General features: G+C 59.1%; 18 protein-coding genes. 10 read left to right on the top strand and 8 right to left on the bottom strand.

Annotation, left to right across the window (positions count from 1 at the left end):
• The first annotated feature begins 56 nt into the window (after positions 1-56).
• On the top strand, positions 57-1,511 hold the full coding sequence (locus CES87_RS15205) for a TrkH family potassium uptake protein (protein WP_128606751.1): 1,455 nt from the start codon (positions 57-59) through the stop codon (positions 1,509-1,511).
• Here the strand turns inward: CES87_RS15205 and CES87_RS15200 are convergent.
• Positions 1,468-2,529: an AraC family transcriptional regulator gene (locus CES87_RS15200; protein ID WP_128606750.1), complete on the bottom strand. Its 1,062-nt coding sequence runs from the start codon at positions 2,527-2,529 to the stop codon at positions 1,468-1,470. The two genes, CES87_RS15205 and CES87_RS15200, sit on opposite strands and share 44 nt — an antisense overlap.
• Positions 2,530-2,689: 160 nt before the next feature.
• Between CES87_RS15200 and CES87_RS15195 the strand changes: the two genes are divergently transcribed.
• Positions 2,690-3,001, top strand: a complete 312-nt coding sequence (locus CES87_RS15195) for a DUF962 domain-containing protein (RefSeq protein ID WP_128606749.1) — start codon at positions 2,690-2,692, stop codon at positions 2,999-3,001.
• 17 nt (positions 3,002-3,018) lie between these two features.
• A complete protein-coding gene (locus CES87_RS15190) occupies positions 3,019-3,609 on the top strand; it encodes an HD domain-containing protein (protein ID WP_128606748.1) in 591 nt (196 codons plus the stop codon).
• A 164-nt stretch (positions 3,610-3,773) separates the two neighbouring features.
• On the opposite strand, the gene CES87_RS15185 is transcribed toward CES87_RS15190, so the two are convergent.
• Positions 3,774-4,589 carry a UDP-2,3-diacylglucosamine diphosphatase gene (locus tag CES87_RS15185; protein ID WP_128606747.1) on the bottom strand — a complete coding sequence of 272 codons (816 nt, stop codon included), beginning with the start codon at positions 4,587-4,589 and terminating at the stop codon, positions 3,774-3,776.
• Positions 4,590-4,735: 146 nt separating this feature from the next.
• Here CES87_RS15185 and CES87_RS15180 point away from each other — a divergent pair, with 146 nt between their 5' ends.
• Both CES87_RS15180 and CES87_RS15175 read left to right on the top strand, forming a co-directional pair.
• Positions 4,736-5,494 (top strand): AraC family transcriptional regulator, encoded by a 759-nt coding sequence (locus tag CES87_RS15180; RefSeq protein ID WP_128606746.1) that lies wholly within the window; start codon positions 4,736-4,738, stop codon positions 5,492-5,494.
• Between the two features lie 76 nt (positions 5,495-5,570).
• Positions 5,571-6,464: a DMT family transporter gene (locus CES87_RS15175; RefSeq protein WP_128606745.1), complete on the top strand. Its 894-nt coding sequence runs from the start codon at positions 5,571-5,573 to the stop codon at positions 6,462-6,464.
• Here the strand turns inward: CES87_RS15175 and CES87_RS15170 are convergent.
• The 4 genes from CES87_RS15170 to recQ all read right to left on the bottom strand — a co-directional run bounded on the left by CES87_RS15170 (position 6,458) and on the right by recQ (position 11,282).
• Entirely contained in the window at positions 6,458-6,745 is a 288-nt protein-coding gene (locus CES87_RS15170; protein WP_128606744.1) for a SelT/SelW/SelH family protein, read from the bottom strand. The two genes, CES87_RS15175 and CES87_RS15170, sit on opposite strands and share 7 nt — an antisense overlap.
• 172 nt (positions 6,746-6,917) lie before the next feature.
• Complete coding sequence (locus CES87_RS15165; protein ID WP_128606743.1) at positions 6,918-8,474, bottom strand: FimV/HubP family polar landmark protein; 1,557 nt, start codon at positions 8,472-8,474, stop codon at positions 6,918-6,920.
• A gap of 127 nt (positions 8,475-8,601) precedes the next feature.
• Entirely contained in the window at positions 8,602-9,036 is a 435-nt protein-coding gene (locus CES87_RS15160) for a MarR family transcriptional regulator (protein WP_128606742.1), read from the bottom strand.
• 119 nt (positions 9,037-9,155) lie between these two features.
• Positions 9,156-11,282 carry a DNA helicase RecQ gene (recQ, locus tag CES87_RS15155; RefSeq protein ID WP_128606741.1) on the bottom strand — a complete coding sequence of 709 codons (2,127 nt, stop codon included), beginning with the start codon at positions 11,280-11,282 and terminating at the stop codon, positions 9,156-9,158.
• 273 nt (positions 11,283-11,555) lie between these two features.
• Between recQ and CES87_RS15150 the strand changes: the two genes are divergently transcribed.
• The 4 genes from CES87_RS15150 to lapD all read left to right on the top strand — a co-directional run bounded on the left by CES87_RS15150 (position 11,556) and on the right by lapD (position 15,414).
• Positions 11,556-12,143 (top strand): YecA family protein, encoded by a 588-nt coding sequence (locus CES87_RS15150; RefSeq protein WP_034146211.1) that lies wholly within the window; start codon positions 11,556-11,558, stop codon positions 12,141-12,143.
• 10 nt (positions 12,144-12,153) lie between these two features.
• On the top strand, positions 12,154-12,540 hold the full coding sequence (locus tag CES87_RS15145) for a YbaN family protein (RefSeq protein ID WP_128606740.1): 387 nt from the start codon (positions 12,154-12,156) through the stop codon (positions 12,538-12,540).
• Positions 12,541-12,744: 204 nt separating this feature from the next.
• Complete coding sequence (gene lapG / locus CES87_RS15140; RefSeq protein ID WP_128606739.1) at positions 12,745-13,452, top strand: cysteine protease LapG; 708 nt, start codon at positions 12,745-12,747, stop codon at positions 13,450-13,452.
• A 21-nt stretch (positions 13,453-13,473) separates the two neighbouring features.
• Positions 13,474-15,414, top strand: a complete 1,941-nt coding sequence (gene lapD / locus CES87_RS15135; protein WP_128606738.1) for a cyclic di-GMP receptor LapD — start codon at positions 13,474-13,476, stop codon at positions 15,412-15,414.
• 183 nt (positions 15,415-15,597) lie between these two features.
• Here the strand turns inward: lapD and CES87_RS15130 are convergent, their stop codons facing one another.
• The gene (locus tag CES87_RS15130; protein ID WP_128606737.1) at positions 15,598-16,245 is read right to left on the bottom strand and encodes an HD domain-containing protein; all 648 of its coding nucleotides are present in this window, start codon (positions 16,243-16,245) and stop codon (positions 15,598-15,600) included.
• Positions 16,246-16,593: 348 nt separating this feature from the next.
• On the opposite strand from CES87_RS15130, the gene CES87_RS15125 reads away from it, so the two are divergent.
• A complete protein-coding gene (locus CES87_RS15125; protein ID WP_128606736.1) occupies positions 16,594-17,487 on the top strand; it encodes a hypothetical protein in 894 nt (297 codons plus the stop codon).
• Positions 17,488-17,604: 117 nt separating this feature from the next.
• Here CES87_RS15125 and CES87_RS15120 read toward each other — a convergent pair whose 3' ends face one another.
• Positions 17,605-25,500 (bottom strand): retention module-containing protein, encoded by a 7,896-nt coding sequence (locus CES87_RS15120; protein ID WP_128606735.1) that lies wholly within the window; start codon positions 25,498-25,500, stop codon positions 17,605-17,607.
• Positions 25,501-25,957 lie beyond the last annotated feature (457 nt).

The following is a 25,957-nucleotide window of genomic DNA, read 5'->3' as shown; positions in this document are numbered from 1 at the left end:
ATGCCCTGCCTCGAAGGTAGAATGGCGCCCTTCCTTATTTCAGCCGAGCGGATTTCATGGCGTTGCCGACCTTGCGTCTCATTGGTTTCATCATCGGCATCTTCCTGATAACCCTGGCCATCTCCATGGTCGTACCCATGGCCACGCTGGTGATCTTCGATCGCACCGGCGATCTGCCGTCGTTCCTCTGGGCCAGCATGATCACATTTGTCGGCGGCCTGGCCCTGGTCATTCCCGGGCGCCCCGAGCATGTACATCTGCGACCACGGGACATGTACCTGCTGACCGTCAGCAGTTGGCTTGTGGTGTGCATCTTCGCCGCGCTGCCGTTTCTGTTGACCCAGCACATCAGCTACACCGACTCGTTCTTCGAAAGCATGTCCGGCATTACCGCCACCGGCTCGACCGTGCTCACTGGCCTGGACACCATGTCCCCCGGCATCCTGATGTGGCGCTCGTTGCTCCACTGGATCGGCGGCATCGGCTTCATCGGCATGGCGGTAGCGATCCTGCCGTTGCTGCGCATCGGTGGTATGCGGCTGTTTCAGACTGAATCGTCGGACCGCTCCGAAAAAGTCATGCCCCGTTCGCACATGGTGGCGCGGTTGATCGTGGCGGCCTACGTCGGCATCAGCATTCTCGGCAGCCTGGCGTTCTGGTGGGCGGGGATGAGTCCGTTCGATGCAATCAACCATGCGATGTCGGCGATTTCCACCGGCGGTTTTTCCACCTCGGACCAGTCCCTGGCCAAGTGGACGCAACCGGCGGTGCATTGGGTGGCGATCGTCATCATGATTCTCGGCAGCCTGCCGTTCACCCTGTACGTGGCGACGTTGCGCGGCAATCGCAAGGCGCTGATCAAGGATCAGCAAGTGCAAGGTTTGCTGGGGATGTTGCTGGTGACCTGGCTGGTGCTCGGCACATGGTACTGGTGGACCACCCAACTGCATTGGCTGGACGCACTGCGACATGTGGCGCTGAACGTGACCTCGGTGGTTACGACCACCGGTTTCGCGCTGGGGGACTACAGCTTGTGGGGAAATTTCTCGCTGATGTTGTTCTTCTATCTGGGTTTCGTTGGCGGCTGTTCAGGTTCGACGGCTGGCGGAATCAAGATTTTCCGCTTTCAGGTCGCCTACATCCTGCTCAAGGCCAACCTTAACCAACTGATTCACCCACGTGCGGTGATCAAGCAGAAGTACAACGGCCACCGCCTCGATGAAGAGATCGTGCGTTCGATCCTGACCTTTTCGTTCTTCTTCGCCATCACCATCTGCGTGATCGCGCTGCTGCTGTCGCTGCTGGGCGTGGACTGGATGACCGCCCTCACCGGCGCGGCCAGCACCGTGTCCGGCGTGGGCCCGGGCCTGGGTGAGACTATCGGCCCGGCCGGCAACTTCGCTTCCCTGCCGGACGCCGCCAAGTGGATTCTTTCGTTCGGCATGCTCTTGGGCCGGCTGGAGATCATTACGGTATTTGTGCTGTGCATTCCGGCGTTCTGGCGTCACTGACCGGTACTGGCACTTGCATCAGCCGCGCCCGGTACTCGCCGGGTGTAGCGTCAAACCAGCGTCGGAAGGCGCGGAAGAAATTGCTCGGATCGGCAAACCCTAACAGGTAAGCAATTTCCAGCAAGGTCATGGCCGGTTGCGCCAGATACTGCTCGGCCAGTTCACGCCGGGTGTCGTCGAGCAATGTCTGAAAACTCGTGCCCTCTTCCTGCAAGCGTCGCTGCAAGGTGCGTTGCGACAAGTGCAGCGTCTGCGCCACGGCATCGCGTTTGGGTTCGCCCTGGGGTAACAAGCGGCATAGCACCTGCCGTGCCTTGTGGGTCACGCGGCTCTCGGAAAACCGCGCCAGGTACTCACCGGCAAACCGGTCATGCAGCAGCGCCATGGCCTCGTTGGCGGTCGGCAGCGGTGCTTCCATGTCCGCGCGCTCGAAAATCAGTGCATCGTAAGGCGCGTTGAACACCAGCGGCGCATGGAAGGCTTGTTTATAGGGCTCGAGATTGGCCGGCAGGTCGCCCTGCACCAGCACCTTGCGTGGGTGCAGCGTGCGTCCGGTCAACCAGCCGCACAGCGCCAGGGCGCAGGCCAGCGAAGCTTCGGCGCTTTGACGGGTCGGCGGCAAATGGTCGCCATGCACCGTCAGGATCAGCGCGTAGCCCTCATCCAGCAGTCGAAAACTCAGGTCGGCACTTTCGGCAATGATCCGCTGGTAACGCACCAGGCGCTTGAAACCTTCGGCCAGGGTCTGGCTGGACATCAAGGCGTAGCCCGTCACATGGAACTGCGCAGGTCGCACCACCTTGCCCATGTTCAGGCCAATCGCCGGGTTGCCGGACAGCTCAACCGCACGCTGCCAAAGTCGTGTCATGGAATCTTGCGGGAAGCGTGCATCCGGATCATCCAGTGCCGCGTAGTCGAGCCCCAGCTGTTTGAACAGAACCCGGCAATCCAGGCCGTCCATTTCCAGTGCTTTGACAATCCCCATCGCCCAGCTTGCAGAAGTCGTTCGTTCGCTCATGTCGGGTTCTTACATGATGAGCCGCTAACCACGGCCAATTTCCGAAGGATACTAAAGTGGCGCCGATTGTCACTGGCTGACGCCATTGATCACTCTAGACTTAAATAAGCTACCCGCAGAACAACTTGCAGTCAGAACAATAACCACAGAGATCGCAGTCGTGGAAAACATCAAGCGTTTCAATAGTTTCGCTGAGTTTTACCCGTATTACCTCGGCGAACACAGCAACAGTACCTGCCGACGACTGCATTTCATGGGCACCACGCTGGTCATTTTCATTCTGGCGCTGACCATAGGCGCAGGTGCCTGGATGCTGTTGTGGGCCCTGCCGCTGGCGGGTTACAGCTTCGCGTGGGTCGGGCATTTCTTCTTTGAAAAGAATCGTCCTGCGACCTTCCAGCATCCCTTCTACAGCCTGCTTGGCGATTTCGTCATGTATCGGGACATGATTCTGGGGCGCGTGCCGTTCTAGATCACAGAGGATTGCCGATGAATGCCAATGCCCGTTTCACCCACATGAAGGATGGCACGCAGGAAGACTGGGCGATCATCGCCGCGGACTTCAGTGCCTACGCCCGACAATTGCCGACACGGATCGTGGCGCACCTGAAGCTTCTTGAGGGTGACTTTGGTGGCTTCCCTGTAGATCGCTTGACCCATTCCCTGCAGACCGCCACCCGCGCCTGGCGTGATGGCCGCGATGAAGAGTACGTGGTCTGCGCCCTGCTCCACGACATCGGCGACACCCTGGGTTCCTATAACCATCCGGACATTGCGGCGGCAATCCTCAGGCCGTTCGTCAGCGCCGAGAATTTGTGGATGGTGGAAAAGCACGGAATTTTTCAGGGCTACTACTTCTTCCATCATCTGGGCATGGACCGGCATCTGCGCGAGCAATTCAACGGCCATCCGCAATATCAGGCGACCATCGAGTTCTGCGCCAGGTACGATGCGGCGGCGTTCGATCCGGCGTATGACACGCTGTCGCTGAGTTTTTTCGAACCGATGATGGAGCGGTTGTTTGCACAGCCGAAGAATTCGATTTACAAGGCGGCGATGGAAGAACATGCGCCAGCCTGACCATAAAATCGGCCTGACTGTCACTGCTATGTCGAATGTGCTGCCGTCTTCGCGGGCAAGCCTCGCTCCTACAGTGGGGGGTGGTGTACGCAGAATTTATGAACGCCAGATAACCCTGTGGGAGCGGGCTTGCTCGCGAAGAGGCCTTTCCAGACACCGTAATTTCAAGCCAACTCTGCGATTTTCGACGTTTTCAACTGCGCCTCCCGCGCCTGCGCATCCGCCAACCGATACAGCTCGATCGTGCCATCCCAATGCTCGATCAGTGCCGTGCACGACTCCACCCAATCGCCGCAATTGAGGTAATCCACCTCGCCGACCTTGCGAATTTCGGCATGGTGAATGTGCCCGCACACTACGCCATGCAGCTCGCGTTTGACGCATTCATGGGCGATGGCTTCTTCGAAGTCGCTGATGAAGCTGACCGCGGTTTTCACCTTGTGCTTGAGATACGCCGACAGCGACCAGTAACCGTAGCCATAACGGGCACGCCAATGGTTGAGCCAGCGGTTGAGGGTCAGGGTAAATTCATAGGCGGAATCGCCGAGAAATGCCAGCCAGCGGTGGTAGCGGGTAATCACGTCGAACTGATCGCCGTGGATCACCAGCAGATGCCGACCATCAGCGGTCACGTGCACCGCTTCGTCCACCAACTGAATGTTGCCCAGAATCAACTTCGAATATCGGCGCAGGAATTCGTCGTGGTTGCCGGTGACGTAGATCACCTCGGTGCCGCGCTTGCTCATGGTCAGCAGTCGCCGGATCACGTTGGTGTGCGCCTGCGGCCAGTACATGCCACCGCGCAGTTTCCAGCCGTCGATGATGTCACCGACCAGGTAGATTTTGTCCGCGTGAAAACCCTTGAGAAACTGCGACAGATGCTCGGCCTGGCAATCGCGCGTGCCCAGATGCACATCGGATATCCACAAGGTCCGTACACGCTGTTTACGGCTGGGTTTGGCGAGCTCGGCGCTGGTCATGGGCAACCCTCAGGACAAGTTTTGGCAAGCTTGCGCCGGTCGGGTTAATGGCGCATGACAGCAGCAAGTCAGTCCTGTGACAGCGCGTGCAAGTCATGTCGGTGTAGACTGCGACCTGACTCATCAAACCTGCCATGAGACCCGCGATGAGACCGATCCTCACACTGCGCCAGTACACCAAGGACCTGATCGTCCATAGCCATGAGCACGCGCAACTGGTGTTCGGGCTGTCGGGTGCGCTGGATTTCGAGGTAGACGGACGTGGCAGTCAGGTGGTTCAGCAGAGTTTCGTGGTGGTTCCTTCAGGCTTTCATCATGCGTGCGGCAGTTCCAATGGCAGCCGTTGCCTGGTGCTGGATGTACCCAGCGATCAATGGGTTTGCCAGTCCCTGGGCGATCATGCCGAGGCCAGTCGCCGCTTGCTCGACAATGCCGGCCGGTTGTCGCTGGATGCCGGGCAAAGCCAATTGGTCAATTGGCTGGCCAACAGCCAGGTCGATGATCCGGTGATTGCGCAACAAGGCGCGGTGCTATTGCTGGCCAGCCTCAACAACGCCACGCCCGACAGTGTCGGCGGTCGGCGCCTGCCCTATGCCGCGCTGAATGCGCACATCGACCAATACGCTGCCTACCCGCTGCAAGTGGCCGATCTGGCCCGCGTCGCCGGTCTCTCCAGCGCTCGCCTGCATGCCCGGTTCGTGGCCGAATGCGGACAGACGCCGATGGATTACATCCGCAGCCGACGCCTGCACAAGGCCGTGGGGTTGCTGCGCGATACGGCACTGCCCATTGGCGAGATTGCCTGTCGCGTCGGTTACAGCTCCCAGAGTGCGTTTGCCGCCGCGGTGTTGCGCGAGTTCGGCACATCGCCTGGTGCGTTGCGGCGCGAGTCTGGCGACAAATAACGCGAGTCTGGCGACAGACATCGCGGCAGTGGGCGCGGTTAAATGGTCGGGTACATTACGATTACCAAGGATTGCCATGACTCCCCGTACCGCCCTTGGCGCTCTGCATATCGGCGCACTGATGTTCGGCCTGACCGGTGTGTTCGGCAAACTCGCAGCCAGCTCACCGGCAATCATCGTCTTCGGCCGGGCGGCGTTCGCGGTGTTGGCGCTGGCATTCTTTGCCCGATTCGCCAGCAATACCCGCTGGCAAAAACTCGAAGCTGTGGATTGGCGCCGACTGTTGCTCAGCGGTTTGTTGCTGGCCGGACACTGGGTGAGTTTTTTTATTGCGGTGAAGGTCGCCGGCGTGGCCATCGCGACTCTGGGCTTTGCCAGCTTCCCGGCCTTTACCGTGATCCTTGAAGGGCTGATTTTCCGCGAACGGATTCGTGCCAATGAAATCCTGTTGGTGGTGCTGGTCAGTGTCGGGCTGGTGCTCGTTACACCGGAGTTCGATCTGGCCAGCGGCGCCACCACCGGCCTGCTCTGGGCAGTGGCTTCCGGCTTGTTGTTCTCCCTGCTGTCGCTGACCAACCGTGCCAGTTCCGCACGCATCCCGGCGGTGCAGGCGGCTTTGTGTCAAAACGTGGTCGTTGCAATGTGCCTGCTGCCGGTGGCGGCACCGCAATTGAGCGAAGTGCGCGCCATCGACTGGCTGTGGATCGCGCTGCTCGGGGTGTTCTGCACCGGCGTGGCCCATAGCCTGTTCGTCGCCAGCCTGGCGGTGATCAAGGCGCGGACTGCCGCAGTCGTCTTCGCTCTGGAGCCGGTTTATGGCATCACGATGGCTTGGTTGTTGTTCGATGAAAACCCGACCGTGCGCATGCTGCTCGGCGGTGCGTTGATCATCGTCGCGATCGTGGTGTCCAGCAGGCTTTCCGGCAGTTCAAGCAAGAAAGCCGTTGCCGCAGAGGCGGCGTCTCACTGAGTGCGATCGTTGTGTCCCAGATCGCGGTCCGGATCAATCCGGTCGCGGACCCGCTGCTTGAGCACCTTGGCCTCAGGGAAGCCGCCGTCGGCCTTGCGTTCCCAGATTTGCACATCGTCGCAGAAAATGTGAAAGACCCCACCTGTGCCGGGCACCAGGGACACTTTGCCGAGGTCGTCGCCAAATGTACTGAGCAGTTCCTGGGCCAGCCAGGCCGCACGCAACAGCCACTGGCACTGGGTGCAATAGGTGATGACGATTTCGGGTTTTTGGATGGTCATGGTCGGTGATATTCCTGAAGTAGAGGGCGCCACAATGATAAACGCGCTTATCACTTGTCCGGGCGCACTAACCGCATTTGATCTGTAGCAGCAAGCTTGCTCGCGATTCAGGCGCCGCGCAGTGTCTGTCAGACCGTGTCATCGTTCATCGCGAGCAAGCTTGCTCCTACAGTTACCGAATTGCGCCCAATAGACTGCGGGCTGTTTGCTTGAATGGCTCATCGGCGTCCTTGAGCAATTGGTTGAGCAGTTCGATGGCGCTGTCCAGGTCGCCGTCATCGATGCAGGTCTGGGCTTGTTCAAGTTTTCCAGCGTTACTCGGTTCAGGCGTTTCCAGGCTCAATGGTTCAAGCTCAAGGGACGGGCCTGACTCGCTGAACTCGTCGAGAAAGCTGTCGTCCTGTGCCTGAGAGGCAGGTTCGATTTCCCACTCAATCTCAGTCTCCGGCAGAACCGGTTCGCTCAATGTCCGGTCGCTGACTAGTGGATCTTCCATCGGACCCAAGTCCCAACTCGTATCCATCGACAAGTCGTCAAGGTTCAACTGGAATTCATCTGCGGGTAACGGCTCTGGCGACGTAGCCATGGACGAAACCATTGATGTCGCGACAGAACCCCCTGCGACAGGGCCCAGTTTCGGATGGTTCTCGCCCATCGCCTCTCGCAACAGACTATTTGCTTCGGTATACCGACCGTACGTGAGGCAGATCGCGACCGCTTCCAGCACATCGTTCGCAGGCGTCACTTCATGGTGTGCGAGTGTCGGTTGCACTGCGCAAACGTGCGCAACCGGTTCTGCCATGTTACTGAGAAGCGGTTCATGCCGGGGTGGCTGACCATCTGCCGGTATGAGCGTTGCCTGTTCCTGCTGCCGTTGACGACGAACCAATACAGCCAGTAACACTAACGCCATCAGCAACAACAATCCGCCAATCATCAGCCAGTTCGTCCCGTGCTCCTCGACCACCACTGGCGCCGAAGCCACGGCAACGGGCGCAACCGGTTCTGCCGGTGCCTGCTTGAGCTCGGCCATTCGGGTTTGCAGTTCGGCCACTTGCGTTTTATCACCGGCGATCTGCTCGTCCTGTCCCTGAAGCTTCGCATTGAGCTCATCAATGGTTGCCTGCAACTGCTGGTTCTGCAGGACGCTGGCAGCCAGTTGCTCGGCAAGAGGATCCGGCGCGAGTGCGGCGGCAGGTTTTGCCTGTGGTTCCTTGGGCGCAGACGCGGGCGTGACCACGGGCTGGACACTCGCAAAGGCAGAAGAGGGACGACTGGCCAGCGGTTCATCACTGGCAGGCACAATGCCCGGCGCTCCCGGAGGATCGATCAACACCGTGTACTCGCGCAGCAAGCGGCCATTGGGCTGATTGAGTTGCACAAGGAAATTGAGGAACGGTTCATTGACAGGTTTGTTGGATGCCACCTGAATCAGGCTGCGGTTGCCCCGCAGGACAGGTGTGAATTTCAGGTCGTTGAGGAAGAATGCCCGCTCGACACCCGCTCGGCTGAACTCGTCCGCCGTCGCCAGGCTGACCGAGAGTTCACCTTCCTCCAGACCAGCGACATCCACCAAGGCAATGTCGGCACGCAGCGGCTGGTTCAGCGCCGAATGCAGGGTGATTTCACCCAGACCCAGCGCCGGTGCCCACGCCGACCAAGTGACAGCAGCACCGGCCAGCAACCACCTGGCGCAACACCGTACAACGATTAGCCGACTTTCAAGCATGAGCATCCCTTAGGTAACCAGAACCAACTTGCACGTGTTCGCACATCCGGTACGAACACGATATTGCCAAGTAGTTCTTATAGTCTGCTCAACGCGGCATCTCAAAAAAGGGGCGTGGGGTAATGCCTCAAGATTTTTCCAGGTTGGTCAGAATGTGCCCGTGAACCCGCATGCAGATCTTCAAATCCGCCTCATCGACGCCTTCGAACAATTCGTGGCGCAGTTGGTTGGCAATGGTTTCAATTTGTTCGATCAGAGGGCGCGCCGGGGCGCAGAGGACAATTTTCTTCGCACGACGATCTTCCAGAACCGATTGGCGTTGCACCAGGCCCTGGCTTTCCAGGCTGTCGAGCAGTCGGGCCAGGGTCGGCCCTTCGACGCCGACGCTTTGCGCCAGCTCACGTTGGGTCGGGGCTTCGTTGAAACGCGCCAGGTGCAGCAGCACCAGCCAACGTGCCTGGGACAGGCCGAGGCCAGCCAGGCGGCGGTCCAGTTCAGCACGCCAGCCGCGCGACATCTGGGCCAGTTGCATGCCAAAGCGGTGTTGTTCGGTTAACGGCATAAAACACTCATGATTAGACTGAAACAGAGAAAAACTAATTATTAGTCAGCTAAGCATGAGCCTCGACTGGAGGCAAGGCTTGTTCTGTACTGAATCGTTACATCAGTGACTCAGTTCACTTAAATCTCAAATTCGGACTGCAAGGCGGCCCGAACACAGTACAAAACCCCCTCCGGCACTCGTCCTGCAAACAGGGCGGAAATCTCCGACACTGGCGGTAATTCGCCCTCACCGTCGAGAAACGCATCCTGGACTTCGCCCATCAAGTCTTCTGGCAAATCCAGCGCCTGCTCCAGCGATAACTGCTGCTTGCCAATGGCCTCGGCGAGCATGGTGTAGACGTTCTTTTCCGAGCATTGCAACTGACTGGCGATCTGCAGCGGCGTCATGCCGGCCCGCGCCAGGGTGATCAGTTCGTGGCGCACGTCGGCCACTACCTTCGGTGCTTCGACCTGACCGCCGAGAACTTCGAGGAATGCCTCGCCGTAACGTTCCAGCTTGCGCGCGCCGACACCACTGACCCTGGCCATTTCCGCCAGCGAGGTCGGTTGGCTGCGCAGCATTTCGAGCAAGGTCGAGTCGGGGAAGATGACGTACGGCGGCACCCCATGCTCTTCGGCAAGCTTGCGACGCAGGGCGCGCAAGGCTTCCCACTGCTCGCGCTCTTCGCCACGGACCAGTTGGCTGGCCGGGCTTTTGCTGGTTTTAACCGTGGTTTGCGCCTTGAGATCGCGGCGCAGTTCCAGGGTCACTTCACCCTTGAGCAGCGGTCGGCAACTGTCGCTCAGGCGCAGACCGCCATAGCCCTCAACATCAACATCGGCCAGACCACGTGCCACCAATTGGCGAAACAGCGAGCGCCATTCGCTTTCGCCAAGCGCCTTGCCAACACCGTATACCGACAAATGCTGATGACCGAAGCTACGCACTTTTTCGTTGTCCTTGCCCAGCAACACATCCACCAGATGACCCACACCGTAGCGCTGGCCGGTGCGGAAGATCGCTGACAACGCCTGACGCGCAGGCTCGGTTGCATCCCAGGTCTGCACGCCATCGACACAATTGTCGCAATGTCCACAGGGCTGCGGCATGTCTTCATCGAAATAGGCCAGCAGCGTTTGACGGCGGCAGCGGGTCTCTTCGCACAGCGAGAGCATGGCGTCGAGCTTGTGCTGCTCCAGACGCTTGTGGCGCTCGTCGCCTTCGGAGTTCTGTAGCATTTGCTTGAGCATCACCACGTCTTGCAGGCCGTAGGCCATCCAGGCATCCGCTGGCAACCCGTCACGGCCGCCGCGCCCGGTTTCCTGGTAGTAGGCTTCGAGAGACTTCGGCAAATCGAGGTGCGCGACAAAACGCACGTTAGGCTTGTCGATGCCCATGCCGAACGCCACCGTGGCCACCATGATCAGGCCTTCCTCGTTGAGGAAGCGCTTCTGGTTAAAGGCACGCAAATCGTTGGGCAGGCCGGCGTGGTACGGCAGCGCGGGGAAACCTTGTTCGCAGAGAAATGCAGCGACTTCCTCGACCTTTTTGCGCGACAGGCAATAGACGATACCGGCATCGCTGCGTCGCTCGGCCAGGAACGCCAGCAACTGCTTGCGCGGCTGCTCCTTGGGTACGATGCGATAAAAAATGTTCGGCCGGTCGAAGCTCGACAGGAAGCGCTCGGCGTTCTGCAGATGCAGACGGGTCACGATTTCTTCCCGGGTACGCTTGTCGGCGGTAGCGGTCAGGGCAATGCGCGGCACGTCGGGGAACATTTCCGCCAACTGGCCAAGTTGCAGGTATTCCGGGCGGAAGTCGTGACCCCACTGCGACACGCAGTGCGCTTCGTCGATGGCAAAAAGAGCGATGTTCAGCCCTTGCAGGAAGGACATCATGCGCGGCTGGACCAGGCGTTCCGGCGCGAGGTAAAGCATTTTCACCTCACCGCGCCGGATGCGGGCCGCCAGATCGCGTTGCTGCTCGGCGCTCAGGGTGGAGTTCAATGCTGCGGCGGCCACGCCCAGCTCTTCGAGGGTAGCGACCTGATCGTCCATCAACGCGATCAGCGGCGACACCACCACCGCCAGGCCTTCGCGCAACAGCGCGGGCACTTGGAAGCACAGGGATTTGCCGCCACCGGTAGGCATCAGAACCAGAGCATCGCCACCGCTGGCCACGCGCTCAATGATTGCACCCTGACGGCCACGGAAACTGTCGTAGCCGAAGATGTCCTTGAGGACGCGTTGAGCCTGTTCGAGCATAGAAACTCCAAAAATCACCGAAACATCCCTGCAAGGCTGGTTCAGAACCCGCAACGCTGCACCGATAAATCGTAAGTGCGCATTGCATGACGCTTCACATTTCAGCCACGACGCCGGCAGGGCATCACAAAACGCGCGAGTATACCCGAGCCCTGTCCGGCAAAGGGCGCCGCTGATAAGACACACTGATGTGCAAAAATGCCTTGCGGCTGGCCCAAGCGCTCAAGAAGGCCTAGAATTCCCGCATCGAATATTCCCCAAGGTAGCCCTTTAATGTCCTTCGCTGAGCAACTAACCCGCCTGCAAGTCTTCCTCGACGCCGATGAACTGCATGACGAGGCGCTGGACTACGTGGCCGCCCACGGCTACCTCACCGCGCTATCGATCTGTTCCGAAGTCGTTCCCGATCGTGAGTGGATCGATGCGCTGTTCGCAGAAGAGCCGCATTACGCCGACGACACCGAGCGTGAAGCGATCGAATCCACGCTGCTGGCCCTCAAGGCCCACATCGCCCGCCAACTGGCCTCCGATGAAGAGTTCGAGTTGCCTTGCGACCTGGACCTGGGCGAAGACCCGGACGATTCCGACCTGCGCGGCTGGTGCATCGGCTTCATGGAGGGTGTGTTCCTGCGCGAAGAAGCCTGGTTCGAAACCGCCGAAGACGAAGTCAGCGAAATGCTGCTGCCGATCATGGTCGGTTCGGGTCTGTTCGACGAGCAACCGGAGTTCTCCGACATTGCCGCGGATGCCAACCTGATGGACGACATGATCGTGCAGATCCCCGAAGCCCTGACTGCGCTGTACCTGCTGTGCAACGCACCAGACGAAAAACCGGCGATCCTCAAGCCTCGTCACCACTAAGGTTCTGCCTATGGACAACCCCATAGGCAATCGCCACCTGATGTTGCGCTACGTGCTGCTGGCCATCGGCTGGCTGAGCGTAGCGCTGGGGGTGATCGGGATTTTCCTGCCGGTGTTGCCCACCACTCCCTTCCTGCTGCTGGCGGCCGCCTGTTTCGCCCGTAGTTCACCGCGTTTCTATCAATGGCTGGTGGAGCATCCACGGCTCGGTCCCTGGGTTCGCGACTATCTGGATGGAAACGGTATTCCCCTCAAGGGCAAGGTCTACGCCATTGGTCTGATGTGGGCGAGCATTCTGTTTTCCTGCTATCTGGTGCCAATGCCATGGGCACGCGGGTTCATGCTGACCAGTGCGGTGTTGGTGACGGTTTATATTCTTCGGCAGAAGACCCTGTAGGAGCGATGCTTGCTCGCGAAGAACGTCCGGACAACGCGATCATTCAGACAGCACCCCTTATCGTTGACGTCCATCGCGAGCAAGCATCGCTCCTACAGTTGATCTGGGTACATCCCAAAAAACGAGCCCTATTCGTCGACCATCAGCCCTCCCCCGGCCAAAACACCACCTAGACTTCACAAATCTGCATCCGAGCAGCCCGACATGCCCCGCAGTCCGCGTAGTCCAGGATGGCCAACGCCCCGACTTCGGTTCGGCGGATGGCTGTTGCTGGTCAGTTTGCTGCTGACTGTTCTGGGCAGCGTCCGGGCCGACCGGGATTTGATGCAGATCCTGCAAATCGCCGAAAAACGCTATGGCTCTCTCGGCCCGGCGCGGGGGCGAATCGAGGCCTGGAGTCAGATGCTGCAAGGCGAACGCAATGCACCCGAGCGCGAGCAGCTGGAGGCGGTCAATCGCTTCTTCAATCAGCAACTGAGTTTTCAGGACGACACGCGCATCTGGCATCAGACCGACTACTGGGCCACGCCCGTCGAATCCTTGATTAAGGGTGCGGCCGACTGCGAGGACTACGCCCTGGCGAAATATTTCAGTCTGCGCCACCTCGGGATTCCCAGCGAAAAACTGCGTATTACCTACGTCAAGGCGCTGACCCAAAACCAGGCGCACATGGTCCTGACTTTCTATAGCAGCCCCACAGCCGACCCGCTGGTGCTGGATAACCTTATCGGTGACATCCGCCCCGCCTCGCAACGCAAAGACCTTCTGCCGGTGTACGCCTTCAACGCCGAGGGCCTTTACCTGCCGGGGGCCAATGGCGGAAAACGCAGCAGCGACTCGAAAAAACTGTCGCGCTGGCAAGAGGTACTGCAAAAGATGCAGGTCGAAGGCTTCGTCGTGGGCGATGGCTGAGGCCGCAACAAGGAGCGTTTCATGAAACTGCGCAACCAATTGTTTTTCGCCATCTGCCTGTTCCTGTTGGTGGCATTCAGCGGCAGCTTTTTTGTCAGCCTCGAAAGCTCTCGCGAACAGATGCTCGGCCAGTTGCGCTCTCACGCCCAGGATGCGGCCACCGCACTGGGCTTGTCGCTGACCGCGCAGATCGATGACCCGGCCATGATGGAATTGATGGTCAGTTCGATTTTTGACAGCGGCTACTTCAGTAGCATTCGCATCATCGACGTACAGGACGAGCAGGTGCTGGTGGAGCGCAACGCTTCAGCACGGATCGAAGACGTACCTGGCTGGTTTATCAGTCTGGTCAACCTGCGTCATCAGGGCGGTGACGCGTTAATCATGCGCGGCTGGGAGCAGGCGGCACGGGTCGAAGTGCTGAGCAATCCGCAATTTGCCCTCGCCAAACTCTGGGACAGTACCCTCGGCAGCCTGATCTGGTTGCTACTGTGCGGAATGCTCAGTGCCGTGTTCGGTGGCTGGCTGTTGCGCCGGCAACTTCGTCCCCTCGACACCTTGGTCAGACAGGCCGAAGCCATTAGTAAACGCGAGTTCCTCAGCCTGCCGAAACCGCCACGTACACCTGAATTGAAACGCGTAGTGCTGGCAATGAACCAGATGGTCGAGAAGCTCAAGACGTTGTTCACTGAAGAGGCGGCACGCAGTGAAAAGCTGCGCAACGAGTCCTATCAGGACAGCTTGACCGGACTGGCCAACCGGCGCCTGCTGGATGAACAGCTGGCAGACCATTTACTGGTCGCCGAGCAACATTGCGACGGGCATTTACTGATGTTGCGGATCAATGATCTCGCCGGCCTTAACCAACGCCTGGGCGGCCAACGCACCGATGCATTGATCAGCGGGGTCGGCGAACTGCTCAAGCGTCTGACTCAACTGCCTCAGCGACGTACCTGGCTGGCGGCGCGCAACCGCGGGGGCGAATTCAGCCTGCTGGCGCCGGGGCTTGATACCGAGGACGCCGAACGCCTGGCCGCCGAAATCAGCACCACCCTGGAAAACCTGCGCCTGACAGGTGCCAGTGACTGCGTGCCGGTCGCACATTTAGGCATCGTCGCCTACCACCCCGGCGAATCCACTAGCGACGTGCTTACGCGACTTGATCAGGCGCTGACCCAAGCCCGACAAAACCCCGAGCGACCCTGGGTGCAGTTGAGCCACGGCGAGTCCGCACCGAACCAGTCCAAACTTGACTGGCGCACCTGGATCGACGACGCCCTGACCCAAGGCAACTTGCAGCTGTATTTTCAGCCGGTGGTGCAGTGCGCCGACACCAGTGAGGTGCTGCATCACAAAGTCCTCGCACGCCTGCTCGACCCGCAGGGCCAGGCGATTGCCGCAGGGCATTTCCTGCCGTGGATCGAGCGCCTGGGTTGGTCGGCACGCTTCGACCTGGCCATGCTCGAAGCGACCCTCGAATATCTTGCCGTCAATCGCTGGCCGCTGGCGCTGAGTCTTTCCGGCAATACCTTGCGCGATCCGGCGCAGCTGCAACTGATCCTCGACATGCTCGAATCGCTGCCGGAACTGGCACCGTTGCTAATCCTGGAAATCGATGAACGCCAACTGCCGCCTCCCGACGAACTGCAGCGACTGAGCCATAGTTTGCTCGACACCGGCTACCGCATCGGCCTGCAGCATTTTGGCGGCAGCTTCAGCCAGATCGGCAACCTCACCCAACTGGGCCTGGCGTATCTGAAAATCGATGGGGCCTATATCCGCCATATCGACGAGCAGCGGGATAAACGGCTGTTTATCCAGGCGATCTTCAGGGCGACCAACAGCATTGATTTGCCGTTGATTGCAGAAATGGTCGAAACCCAGGGAGAGCTGGAGGCGATCAAGGAGTTGGGTGTATTCGGAGTGATGGGAAGATTGATCGGGTCGCCGGAGCCGATGTGAGTTCATCAGGTAGACCGCGTTATCGTTCTTCGCGAGCAAGCTTTGCTCCTACAGATTGATGGTGCTCACAACATCAATGAATACCTGTAGGAGCAGAGCTTGCTCGCGAACGCGGTTTCACATTCAACAGTAAAGTTGGCTGAACCACCGCCATCGCGAGCAGGCTCACTCCTACAGGGATCTTCAGTGGTGCTCCCAATGCGAGCACAGGATGATGCTGCACAGATCCGTTCGCTTGAAGCCCGGGTCCTTGAACGCGAGGAAATCATCGTTGAAGGTACCGAAGGTACTGGCCGGCCGATGCTTCATCCCGTGATAAAACTCGTCGATCATCTTATGGGCGAAATCGGTTTCGCGGGGATAAGCGGCAATCACCGATTCGCGTTGCTGGTCTGTAAACTGCTCGAAGCCACGTCCAGCCACGTCCATTCCCGCTCCGGCCTGCACCAGGGCAATCTCCGGATGCATGTGTTCGGGAATGCCCGGCGTCGTGTGCAGAGCGATAGCGTTCCAGACCTTTTCAATATCTCTTTCGGCGATACCATGACTGCGCAGAAAATCACGCGCGGCATTCGCGCTGTCCACTTCGAAGCGAAGTTGGCTCTTCTGGTACTTCGATGTCAGACCGATGTCATGGAACATTGACGCGGCGTAAAGCAGTTCCGGGTCATACGTAAGTCCCTTTTGCTTACCGATCAGGGCTGCCCAAAAGTAGACACGGGTCGAGTGGGAAAACAGCAACTCGCTTTCGGTGTCGCGGATGAGTTGCGTCATCTCGCGCGCTAGCTGGCTGTCGGGAATTTTGACGTCGAAGATAGTGTTGAATGCCATGGTTTTTCTGTCTCTCGGCATGCTGCAGGAGTCATTGGTCTCCAAATACGCTACGCGGCTTCCCAACGCGTATGAAGTGCAATTTTCAAGGAATGGAAATGCATGCTGTGCACTTTGCTGCGCCTTCGTTTGCGCAACATGAGCCCTGTAGGAGCGAGTTTGGGTATCGTCGTAATCTGGGGGTGATGTCGTGTTTCAGTGAACTCTTGCTGTATGACTTATGCTCTGCCGGTCATCAGAAATTCATAAAAACTGTCATTTGTGACAGTAGCTAGTCATCTTTCGTAGTTCTAGAGTCAGATACGCTGCTCATAGGAGTGGCATTCAGGCTAGAAAGGAGCACTAATTATGAAGGCTGAAACGATGTTGGACGAATTAACAGATTTCAACAATGGAACTCTTAATCAATGGGAAATGGGGCCCGCGCTGGGTCCTGGCGGGTCCTATCTAAGGTTTGTGGATGATCCTTTGAGAGGCAAAGTCTTATCGATTGTCACACCTGAAACGGCGAAAGACGCCCATGGAATTATCCTCAAAAAAACGTTCCCTACAGTACCAGGCCGAGCATACGCGTTCAGTTACTCCGTTAGACCGACAAAATCAAATGGCGGCTACACCACTGATTTGGTTGCAACCATCGGCAATAAGCACTGCGACCCCTTTCAGAGTCTGACGATCGATGCATGGCAATCTTTTGGATTTACTGCCATTGCAACTTCGCCGACCACAACGGTAAGTCTTTCAAATAACATACGTTCCGGATGGGGTAATGACTACAGACTTGACAATTTTTGGGTTAAAGAAGTTAAACTTGAATCACTGGATGAACTGACAACCTTTGACGACCAAACCCTTGGCGGTTGGAGCGCGGGAACAGGTCTTAATTTACAACCCACGGAAACAGGGGGATATCACTTATCAGCTCTTCAAGTTTCTGAAGGCACGGTTCTCAAAAAGACATTCCCTGCTATTCCAGGTCTAACATACGAACTCTCTTTTGATGCAAAAAAAATCGAACCAAAGGACACCCCGATGTTGAGATTTGGTGCTCTGAACAAATATACGAACTACGCTTTCGTAGATCACCATGAGTGGAAAAAACACACCGTCAAGATTAGCTCCCCATACGACAAAATAGAATTTATAGTCGCATCCTTGTCTGCGGGCACTTCTTTCTCGCGCTACGCCATCGATAACTTTAGAGTACGACTTATGGATGCGATACCTGTTTTAGACGATTGATATAGGCGCACACTTTGCAGGACCATTTTTCATCTTTTAAGCTCTTGATGGTGTAATTCAAAAGAGCCTAGTAAAAGCCCCCCATTCTCATAGAGAAGGGGGGCTTTGTCGTTGGAATTACACCGTATCCACCTTCAACGAATGATCGTTGAGCATGCCGTTGATGATGGTTGCCGAGTCCGCACCGGAAACCACTCCGCCCGCCCCTGGTGTGACACCGTAATGACTGGCCAGGTTGACGCCGGCCAAGTCGATGGTCTGGTTCGGCGCCGCACCGGCCGTGGCGCTGACGTCGATGCTGGTCACCAGTGACGCGCCGCTGCCGCTGACGGTGAAGTGCAGGTAGTCATCCAGCGAGGCCGCGGTGCTGTTCTCCCCTTGCAGCAGTTGCGACAGGTCGAGTTTGTCGGTGCCGGGCGTGAAGTCAGTGACCACGTCATGGCCGCTGTTGCCCTTGAGCCATTGGAAGGTGTCGGCGCCGCTGCCACCGGTCAGGGTGTTGTTGCCCAGGCCGCCGATCAGGATGTCGTCACCGCCCCCGCCGTTAAGAATGTCGTTGCCCAGGCCGCCGCTGATGATGTTGTTGTGGTTGTCACCGGTCAGGGTGTCATTGAAGTTCGAACCGACGAGGTTCTCGATGGCGGTCAGGGTGTCGGTGCCGGCGCCGAAGGTGTTCTGCGGCCCGCTCAACCCCAGATTGACCGTGACGCCAGCGGTAGCATGGGCGTAGCTGGCGGTATCGTTGCCGGTGCCGCCATCAAGCAAGTCATTGCCAATACCACTGAACAGCAAGTCATTGCCGGCACCACCGTGCAACTCGTTGTTGCCGGTGCCTGCGATGAGTATGTCGTTGCCGTCGCCGGCATTGAGGATGTTGTCGCCGCTGCCCGCCACCAACGTATCGTTGCCGGCGGTACCGGTGAGGGTGTGGCCTTCCTGGTAGCTGATGGTCACGTTGGCGCTGTCGCTGCCGCCATGGTTGTCGCTGGCGGTGTAGGTGCCGTGGTAATCCGGGGTACTGTCATGCGCACCGGAATAGTCGAGCTTCATTGTCAGTTGGTAGCTTTCGGAATTGTTTACGCTAGTGCCGCTGCCACTGGTGTTGGTGATGTTGGTGACGTGGATCTGATAAACCCCGTCCGACGCCGCGGTGATGGTCTGACCATCTGCCAGGGCAGTCCAGGCGCCGCCGTTGATGGAATACTCCATGGTGATATGGCCGGCAGCGAGGTTGTGGTCCAGGTTAAGGGTTTCACCCTGCTTGAGGTTGACGGTGATACGGTCCTCGTCGTTAGTGTTGGCCGCTGTGACGTGGCCCAGATAACCACTGATCACCAGCAATGCCGTCATCGTTGCGGTATTGGCCGCGAACGATCCACGCACATCGGCGAGGTTCTGGTTGCTCGGCTTGACGCCGCTACCGGAGAAATCGATCGCACCAGTGCCGGTGAAGTCCGCCGCTTTGGCGACCCATCCTGTGTTGAAGGTGGTCGGTGATGCCTTGAGCGGATCGCCATCGGCGTCAGCGTCATTGGCCAGCAGCAATTCGCCCGGTACCGTTACGCTGCCCGAGAGCACGTTGGTGATGATGTGGTCATCGACCGCCACCGGTGGCGCGTTCGGAATGACTTTGACCACCAGGCTCGAGCTGGCGAGGTCGCCGTCGTTATCGCTGACGGTGAAGCCGATGTGTTCGGTGAGCACTACCGATGTGGTTTTCTGCGACACGTAGCTGTATTCGCCGGTATCGAGATTCACCAACAGCGTGCCTTTATTGTCGGTGGCGATGCTCAAGGTGTTGTGGGTCGTGTTGAAGGTGCCGTGGTTGAGGCCACCGCTGAAGCTCAGCGCCCCCTGGTTGCTGTTGCCCTTCGGATCGTAGGTGTAAGTGGTGCCATCGACGGTGATGGTTTTGATGAAGCCGCCGTCGGCCCCGAACGTACCGCCCTCGCCCAGCAGCGAACCGGTGATAGGCGCTCCGATTACGGTGCCCGACAATACCGAATTGAGTTGGCCAAGATCCGTGACGATCACCGCGTTGGTATTGGAGCCTGTGCCAGTGCCGTCATAAGCCAGTGGATCAAGGGCGGCATTGTCGACGCCTTTACCCAGGCCAATCGCGTAGCTCTTGATTTGATTCTCGGTGAGGAACTCTTTCCAGTGCGCCTCGTCCCCTCCACCAATAGAACCTTCGTTGGGCTTGCCGTCCGAGAAGAAGTAGCCGACGTTCTGTGCACCTGTCAGCTTGCCGTTGGTATTGAACGCGTCTTGCGCCACGCTCACCGCCGCGTCGTAGTTGGTACCACCGCCGGCCGACAGGCCGGAGATGATCGACTTGGCCGTCGCTACGTCCACCCAGACCGAAGTCTTGTCGGCGGCGTTGCTACTGAACGTCACGATCTGCACTTTGACGTCGCCAAGGTCGTCGTATTTATCGAGCAAGGCGCTGATCGCCTGCTTGGCCAGCTCCAGTCGTGAGAGGCCCGGTACGCCTGAGGCGTCGGCCATACTGCCGGACACGTCGATTATCAGCAGCAGGTTAGAATCGATCTCAACCGCTGACACCGACCGCTCTGAAGCCACGGCCTTGGGCACGTCATCGACAATGTTGACCACGATGGTGCTGGTGGTGCTGTTGCCCAGCGCATCGGTGGCTTTGTAGGTGAATGTTTCGCTCAGGGTGTTCGGGCCATCGTTGGCGCCCGGCGAGGTTTTCGGCGCCGAGGTCAGGGTGTAGGTATAGGTGCCGTTGGGGTTGAGCAGGATCTGCCCGTAAGTCCCGGTGGCACTGCCGACCAGGGTGTAGCTGATCGCACCCGAAGCACCGGTCACCGAGCCGACCAGCGTGCCGCTGGCGGTTTCCCCGGTATTGCCCGGTTCACTGCCGGTGACGGTGCCGGCTGCCAGGTCCTGGCCGTCCTTGCTCAGGTCCAGCGCTTTTTCGTAGACCGTCACGTCAGTGTCGGTGACCGCTTTGATTGTGGTGTTGCACACATCGATGGTGATGGTGGTGGTGCTTTGATCGCCATCGGCATCGCGTACGGTATAGGTGAACGTATCGGTCGCCCCAGCTGCACCGACTGAGTTCGGGTTGCTGTGGTAGACCGCGTTGCCACTGGCATCGAGGGTCAGGTAGCCATAGTCACCGTTGATGTGCGTGTTGAGCCCGCCCACCGCCGAAGTCGATGTATTGCTGCCAGCGCGCACACCGATGACCGCCCCCAGACCGTCGGCACCGCCAATGTCGTTGTCCAGTACGTTGCCGCTGACGGTGCCGCCCTCCTGGACCGAAGGGTGATCCGCTTTGGCAATCGGTACGTCATCGACGATGTTCACCACGATGGTGCTGGTGACGGTGTTGCCCTGGGAATCAGTCGCTTGATAGGTAAAGCTTTCATGCGTGACGTTGGCGCCGTCATTGGCGTGCGGCGTCGTGCTCGGCGGTGACGTCAGGGTGTAGGTGTAGGTGCCGTTCGGGTTGAGATGGATTTGCCCATAGGTCCCGGTAGCGCTGCCGACCAGGGTGTAGGTGATCGCTCCGACTGCGCCGGTCACCGAGCCGACCAGGGTACCGCTGGCGGTTTCGCCGGTGCTGCCCGGCTGGCTGCCGGTGACGGTGCCGGCGGCCAGGTCCTGGCCATCCTTGTTCAGGTCGAGGGCTTTTTCGTACACGGTCACGTCGCTGTCGCTGACCGCTTTCAGGCAGCTGTTGTACACGTCGATGGTGATGGTGGTGGTGCTTTCATCGCCATCGGCATCGCGCACGGTGTAGGTAAATGTATCGGTAGCCCCAGGTGCACCGACCGAGTTCGGGTTGCTGTGATAGACCGCGTTACCACTGGCATCGAGGGTCAGGTAGCCGTAGGTGCCGTTGATATGGCTGTTCAGGCCGCCGATGGCCGAAGTCGAGGTGTCCGAGCCGGCGCGCACGCCGACCACAGCGCCGCTGGCGGCCAGACCGTCGGCACCGCCAATGTCGTTGTCCAGTACGTTGCCGCTGACGGTGCCGCCCTCCTGGACCGAAGGGTGATCCGCTTTGGCGATCGGCACGTCATCGACGATGTTCACCACGATGGTGCTGGTGACGGTGTTGCCCTGGGAATCAGTCGCTTGATAGGTAAAGCTTTCATGCGTGACGTTGGCGCCGTCATTGGCGTGCGGCGTCGTGCTCGGCGGTGACGTCAGGGTGTAGGTGTAGGTGCCGTTCGGATTGAGGTGAATTTGCCCATAAGCCCCGGTGGCGCTGCCGACCAGGGTGTAGGTGATCGCCCCGACTGCGCCGGTCACCGAGCCGACCAGGGTGCCGCTGGCGGTTTCGCCGGTGCTGCCCGGCTGGCTGCCGGTGACGGTGCCGGCGGCCAGGTCCTGGCCATCCTTGTTCAGGTCGAGGGCTTTTTCATACACGGTCACGTCGCTGTCGCTGACCGCTTTCAGGCAGCTGTTGTACACATCGATGGTGATGGTGGTGGTGCTTTCATCGCCATCGGCATCGCGCACGGTGTAGGTAAATGTATCGGTAGCCCCAGGTGCACCGACCGAGTTCGGGTTGCTGTGATAGACCGCGTTACCACTGGCATCGAGGGTCAGGTAGCCGTAGGTGCCGTTGATATGGCTGTTCAGGCCGCCGATGGCCGAAGTCGAGGTGTCCGAGCCGGCGCGCACGCCGACCACAGCGCCGCTGGCGGCCAGACCGTCGGCACCGCCAATGTCGTTGTCCAGCACATTGCCACTGACGGTGCCGCCCTCCTGGACCGAAGGGTGATCCGCTTTGGCAATCGGCAAATCGTCGACGATATTGACGTTGATCTGCCCGGTGGCGGTACTGCCATCGGTGTCGGTGGCAACGACGTTGAAGTTCTCGGTGATGCTGTTGGCACCGTTGGCGTTCGGGTGGGCTTCGTTTTCCACCAAGGTGTAGCTGTAGCTGACCACGCCCGTCGCCGGGTTGTAGCCGGTGATGGTCAGGGTGCTGCCCAAAGGGGTCGTGATGGTGTGTGGGAAACCCGCTGCCACACCACCGCTGACCACGGTGATGCCGCCTACGGTCAGGGTTTGCAGGCCATCCAGCGCAGCGACGGTGAAGGTGCCGCTTTGGGTCAGCGCTGGTGCATCGGGGCTGCTGCCGTCGCTGAGGTTTTTCTCGTAGACGGTCAGCTCGCCGCCTCCGACGTTCAGGCCGTTGAGGGTCACGCCATCGTCGTTGTTGTGAATGTTCAGCACCAGGTTGGCAGTGCTTTTGTCGCCGTCGGCATCGGTGATGGTGTAGGTGAACGTTTCGGTGCCATTTCCACCGCCGTGCAACGCTTTGAAGTCTGCGTCGCCGGTATTCAGGGTGTAGGTGTAAGTGCCGTTGGCGTTCAACACCAGCGTGCCATATGTGCCGACGAAAGTGCCGGGGGTAATCGGACCGGCGCCAGGGCCGGTCGGCACACGATCGGCACCTTGCACGTCGTTGGTCAGGACGTTGCCATCCAGGGTCAGCAGCGTTTCTGAGGCGGTCGAAGCGTTGCTGTCGTCCACGCCTTTTGGCAGGTCGTCGATGATGTTGACGCCCAGGCTGCCGTTGGCGGTGGTGCCGTTGTCATCGACCACGGTGACGGCGAACTGCTCGGAAAGATTGTTGGCGCCGTTGGCGGTCGGGTGCGCCTCGTTGTCGGTCAGTGTGTAGCTGTAACTGACGACGCCCGTGGCGGCGTTGAACCCGGTGATGGTCAGGGTGCTGCCTAACGGCGTGACGATCGACTGAGGGAAGCCTGCGCTGACACCGCCGACCACCACGTTGATACCGCCGATGGACAGCGTCTGTACGCCGTCGAGGGCGGTGATGGTGAAGGTGCCGCTTTGGGTCAGCGCTGGTGCATCGGGGCTGCTGCCGTCGCTGAGGTTTTTCTCGTAGACGGTCAGCTCGCCGCCTTCGACGTTCAGGCCGTTGAGGGTCACGCCATCGTCGTTGTTGTGAATGTTCAGCACCAGGTTGGCAGTGCTTTTGTCGCCGTCGGCATCGGTGATGGTGTAGGTGAACGTTTCGGTGCCATTTCCACCGCCGTGCAACGCTTTGAAGTCTGCATCGCCGGTATTCAGGGTGTAGGTGTAAGTGCCGTTGGCGTTCAACACCAGCGTGCCATATGTGCCGACGAAAGTGCCGGGGGTAATCGGACCGGCGCCAGGGCCGGTCGGCACGCGGTCTGCACCTTGCACGTCGTTGGTCAGGACGTTGCCATCCAGGGTCAGCAGCGTTTCTGAGGCGGTCGAAGCGTTGCTGTCGTCCACGCCTTTTGGCAGGTCGTCGATGATGTTGACGCCCAGGCTGCCGTTAGCGGTGGTGCCGTTGTCATCGACCACGGTGACGGCGAACTGCTCGGAAAGACTGTTGGCGCCATTGGCGGTCGGGTGCGCCTCGTTGTCGGTCAGTGTGTAGCTGTAACTGACGACGCCCGTGGCGGCGTTGAACCCGGTGATGGTCAGGGTGCTGCCCAACGGCGTGACGATCGACTGAGGGAAGCCTGCGCTGACACCGCCGACCACCACGTTGATACCGCCAATGGACAGCGTCTGTACGCCGTCGAGCGCGGTGATGGTGAAGGTGCCGCTTTGGGTCAGCGCTGGTGCATCGGGGCTGCTGCCGTCGCTGAGGTTTTTCTCGTAGACAGTCAGCTCGCCGCCTTTGGCGTTCAGGCCGTTGAGGGTCACGCCATCGTCGTTGTTGTGAATCTGCAAAACCAGATTGGCGGTGCTTTTGTCGCCGTCGGCATCGGTGAGCGTGTAAGTGAAGGTCTCGGTGCCATTGCCGCCGCCATGCAGGGCTTTGAAATCTGCATCACTGGTGTTCAGGGTGTAGGAGTAAGTGCCGTTGGCATTCAACACCAACGTGCCATACGTGCCGACAAAAGTGCCAGAAGTGATCGGGCCGGCGTTTTCACCGACCGGCACACGATCGGCACCTTGCACGTCGTTGGTCAGCACGTTGCCGTTCAGGGTCAGTTGAGTTTCCGATGCCGTGCCATTGCTGTCGTCATACGCTTTAGGCACATCATCGGTGATGTTGACGTCCAGAGAACCGGTGGCGGTGTCGCCATTGCTGTCGCCAGCCACCACGGTGAAGTGCTCGCTGAGGGAGGTGCCGTCGCCAGAGGTATGGGGCTCGTTGCCGTTGAGGGTATAGCTGTAACTCACAACACCCGTGGCCGGGTTGTAACCGGTGATGGTCAGGGTGCTGCCCAGCACAGTGATAATCGATTGCGGGAAACCCACGGCGACACCACCGCTGATGACATTGATCCCGCCGATGTTCAGGCTGTTCAACCCGTCGGGTGCCGTGACGGTGAACGTGCTGCTCTGGGTCAGTGCACCGGGATTGCTCGCCGAACCGTCGGCGAGGTTGGCTTCGTTGACCGTCAGTTCGCCACCAGCCACCGAAAGCCCGTTAAGGGTGACCGGATTGTTCACGACATTGTTCACGACAGGCGTGATCACCGGTGCCGGGGTGTCATCGCCGGTGTTGACCGCTGCATCGTGCCGTTCTTCGGGAAGCTCGGGAATGCCATTGAAACCGGCAGTGGGGAAACCAATGATCGGATCGACGTGCCCGCCCACTTCTTCAAGCAATACAAAACTGTGGCCCCCACCCAGTGCGCCACCGCCAGGCCCGGTCGAACCCGGGCCGGCCGCCGTGGCTTCAGCGGTCTGCGTCGGGTCGTCACCGGCAGCAATGGCTTTTTGCAGTTGCTCGACATCGCTCAGTTGCGCCTGGCTCGGCGTCACCGCATCGCCTGTGTTCACGTGGGGCGATTCATGGGCCAGCAATTGAGTGTTCATTTGCAGGCTGCTGCCCCGTCCGAGGGTCAGTTCCTGGCCATTTTGCAGATGCACCGCCACGGCGCCCTCGGCCCCGGTATTGAGTTGATCACCGGCGAACAATCGGTCCCCCTCGATCAGCACACGACGTGTGCCGTCGCCCGCCACCGCGAACACCTGACCGATGACCTTACTGACGATACCGATGAGCGTAGCCATGTGCATTTCCTCCGCTGCCAACCGCTGTCGGCGCCTTTTTTGTTGCGGAGAAACAATGCTTATGGATGGCTCTAACGGGTCGCCCGGCGGATCGTCTACCGGTCAGCGGGGTTACCTGAGTAAGCCGATGCCCCGGCGACGATCTCGCCCAGCGTGTTGCTCACGGGTGTCGTCTACATCCGGGGTAAAACCCTTTGAAATCAATGTCATCGGGCTCCACTTTCGAGACAACTTGCCCTGAACGATGCGTAACGGCTCTGAAACACTGCAGTGACAAAAAAATGTCACCCCCATTCCGCTCCGCGTCCCTCCCCTCCAGCACTTCTCCGCCCTATGTCGATAAGTGAGTTGGAACTCTTCCTTAGCCCTGATGAGCGCCCTAAAGCTCATAAATCAAGGGCTTCGCCATTGAACAATGTGCCGGATTTGTCAGAGCGCATAAGTTTTTTTTGGCATA

It is taken from the genome of Pseudomonas sp. ERMR1:02 (genome assembly GCF_002277815.1).
In the GTDB taxonomy this organism is placed as follows: Bacteria; Pseudomonadota; Gammaproteobacteria; order Pseudomonadales; family Pseudomonadaceae; genus Aquipseudomonas.
The sequence above is the reverse complement of the archived record's forward strand: the minus strand, read 5'-3'. Positions and strand labels throughout refer to the sequence as shown.

Bases quoted from the DNA above. Each gene is read 5' to 3' on its own strand.
- CES87_RS15185 (WP_128606747.1), bottom strand. From the start codon at position 4,589: ATGACCAGCGCCGAGCTCGCCAAACCCAGCCGTAAACAGCGTGTACGG.
- recQ (WP_128606741.1), bottom strand. From the start codon at position 11,282: ATGCTCGAACAGGCTCAACGCGTCCTCAAGGACATCTTCGGCTACGAC.
- lapD (WP_128606738.1), top strand. From the start codon at position 13,474: ATGAAACTGCGCAACCAATTGTTTTTCGCCATCTGCCTGTTCCTGTTG.
- CES87_RS15170 (WP_128606744.1), bottom strand. From the start codon at position 6,745: ATGACCATCCAAAAACCCGAAATCGTCATCACCTATTGCACCCAGTGC.
- CES87_RS15180 (WP_128606746.1), top strand. From the start codon at position 4,736: ATGAGACCGATCCTCACACTGCGCCAGTACACCAAGGACCTGATCGTC.
- CES87_RS15200 (WP_128606750.1), bottom strand. From the start codon at position 2,529: ATGAGCGAACGAACGACTTCTGCAAGCTGGGCGATGGGGATTGTCAAA.
- CES87_RS15160 (WP_128606742.1), bottom strand. From the start codon at position 9,036: ATGCCGTTAACCGAACAACACCGCTTTGGCATGCAACTGGCCCAGATG.
- CES87_RS15125 (WP_128606736.1), top strand. From the start codon at position 16,594: ATGAAGGCTGAAACGATGTTGGACGAATTAACAGATTTCAACAATGGA.
- CES87_RS15120 (WP_128606735.1), bottom strand. From the start codon at position 25,500: ATGGCTACGCTCATCGGTATCGTCAGTAAGGTCATCGGTCAGGTGTTC.
- CES87_RS15175 (WP_128606745.1), top strand. From the start codon at position 5,571: ATGACTCCCCGTACCGCCCTTGGCGCTCTGCATATCGGCGCACTGATG.
- lapG (WP_128606739.1), top strand. From the start codon at position 12,745: ATGCCCCGCAGTCCGCGTAGTCCAGGATGGCCAACGCCCCGACTTCGG.
- CES87_RS15190 (WP_128606748.1), top strand. From the start codon at position 3,019: ATGAATGCCAATGCCCGTTTCACCCACATGAAGGATGGCACGCAGGAA.
- CES87_RS15150 (WP_034146211.1), top strand. From the start codon at position 11,556: ATGTCCTTCGCTGAGCAACTAACCCGCCTGCAAGTCTTCCTCGACGCC.
- CES87_RS15145 (WP_128606740.1), top strand. From the start codon at position 12,154: ATGGACAACCCCATAGGCAATCGCCACCTGATGTTGCGCTACGTGCTG.
- CES87_RS15130 (WP_128606737.1), bottom strand. From the start codon at position 16,245: ATGGCATTCAACACTATCTTCGACGTCAAAATTCCCGACAGCCAGCTA.
- CES87_RS15205 (WP_128606751.1), top strand. From the start codon at position 57: ATGGCGTTGCCGACCTTGCGTCTCATTGGTTTCATCATCGGCATCTTC.
- CES87_RS15165 (WP_128606743.1), bottom strand. From the start codon at position 8,474: ATGCTTGAAAGTCGGCTAATCGTTGTACGGTGTTGCGCCAGGTGGTTG.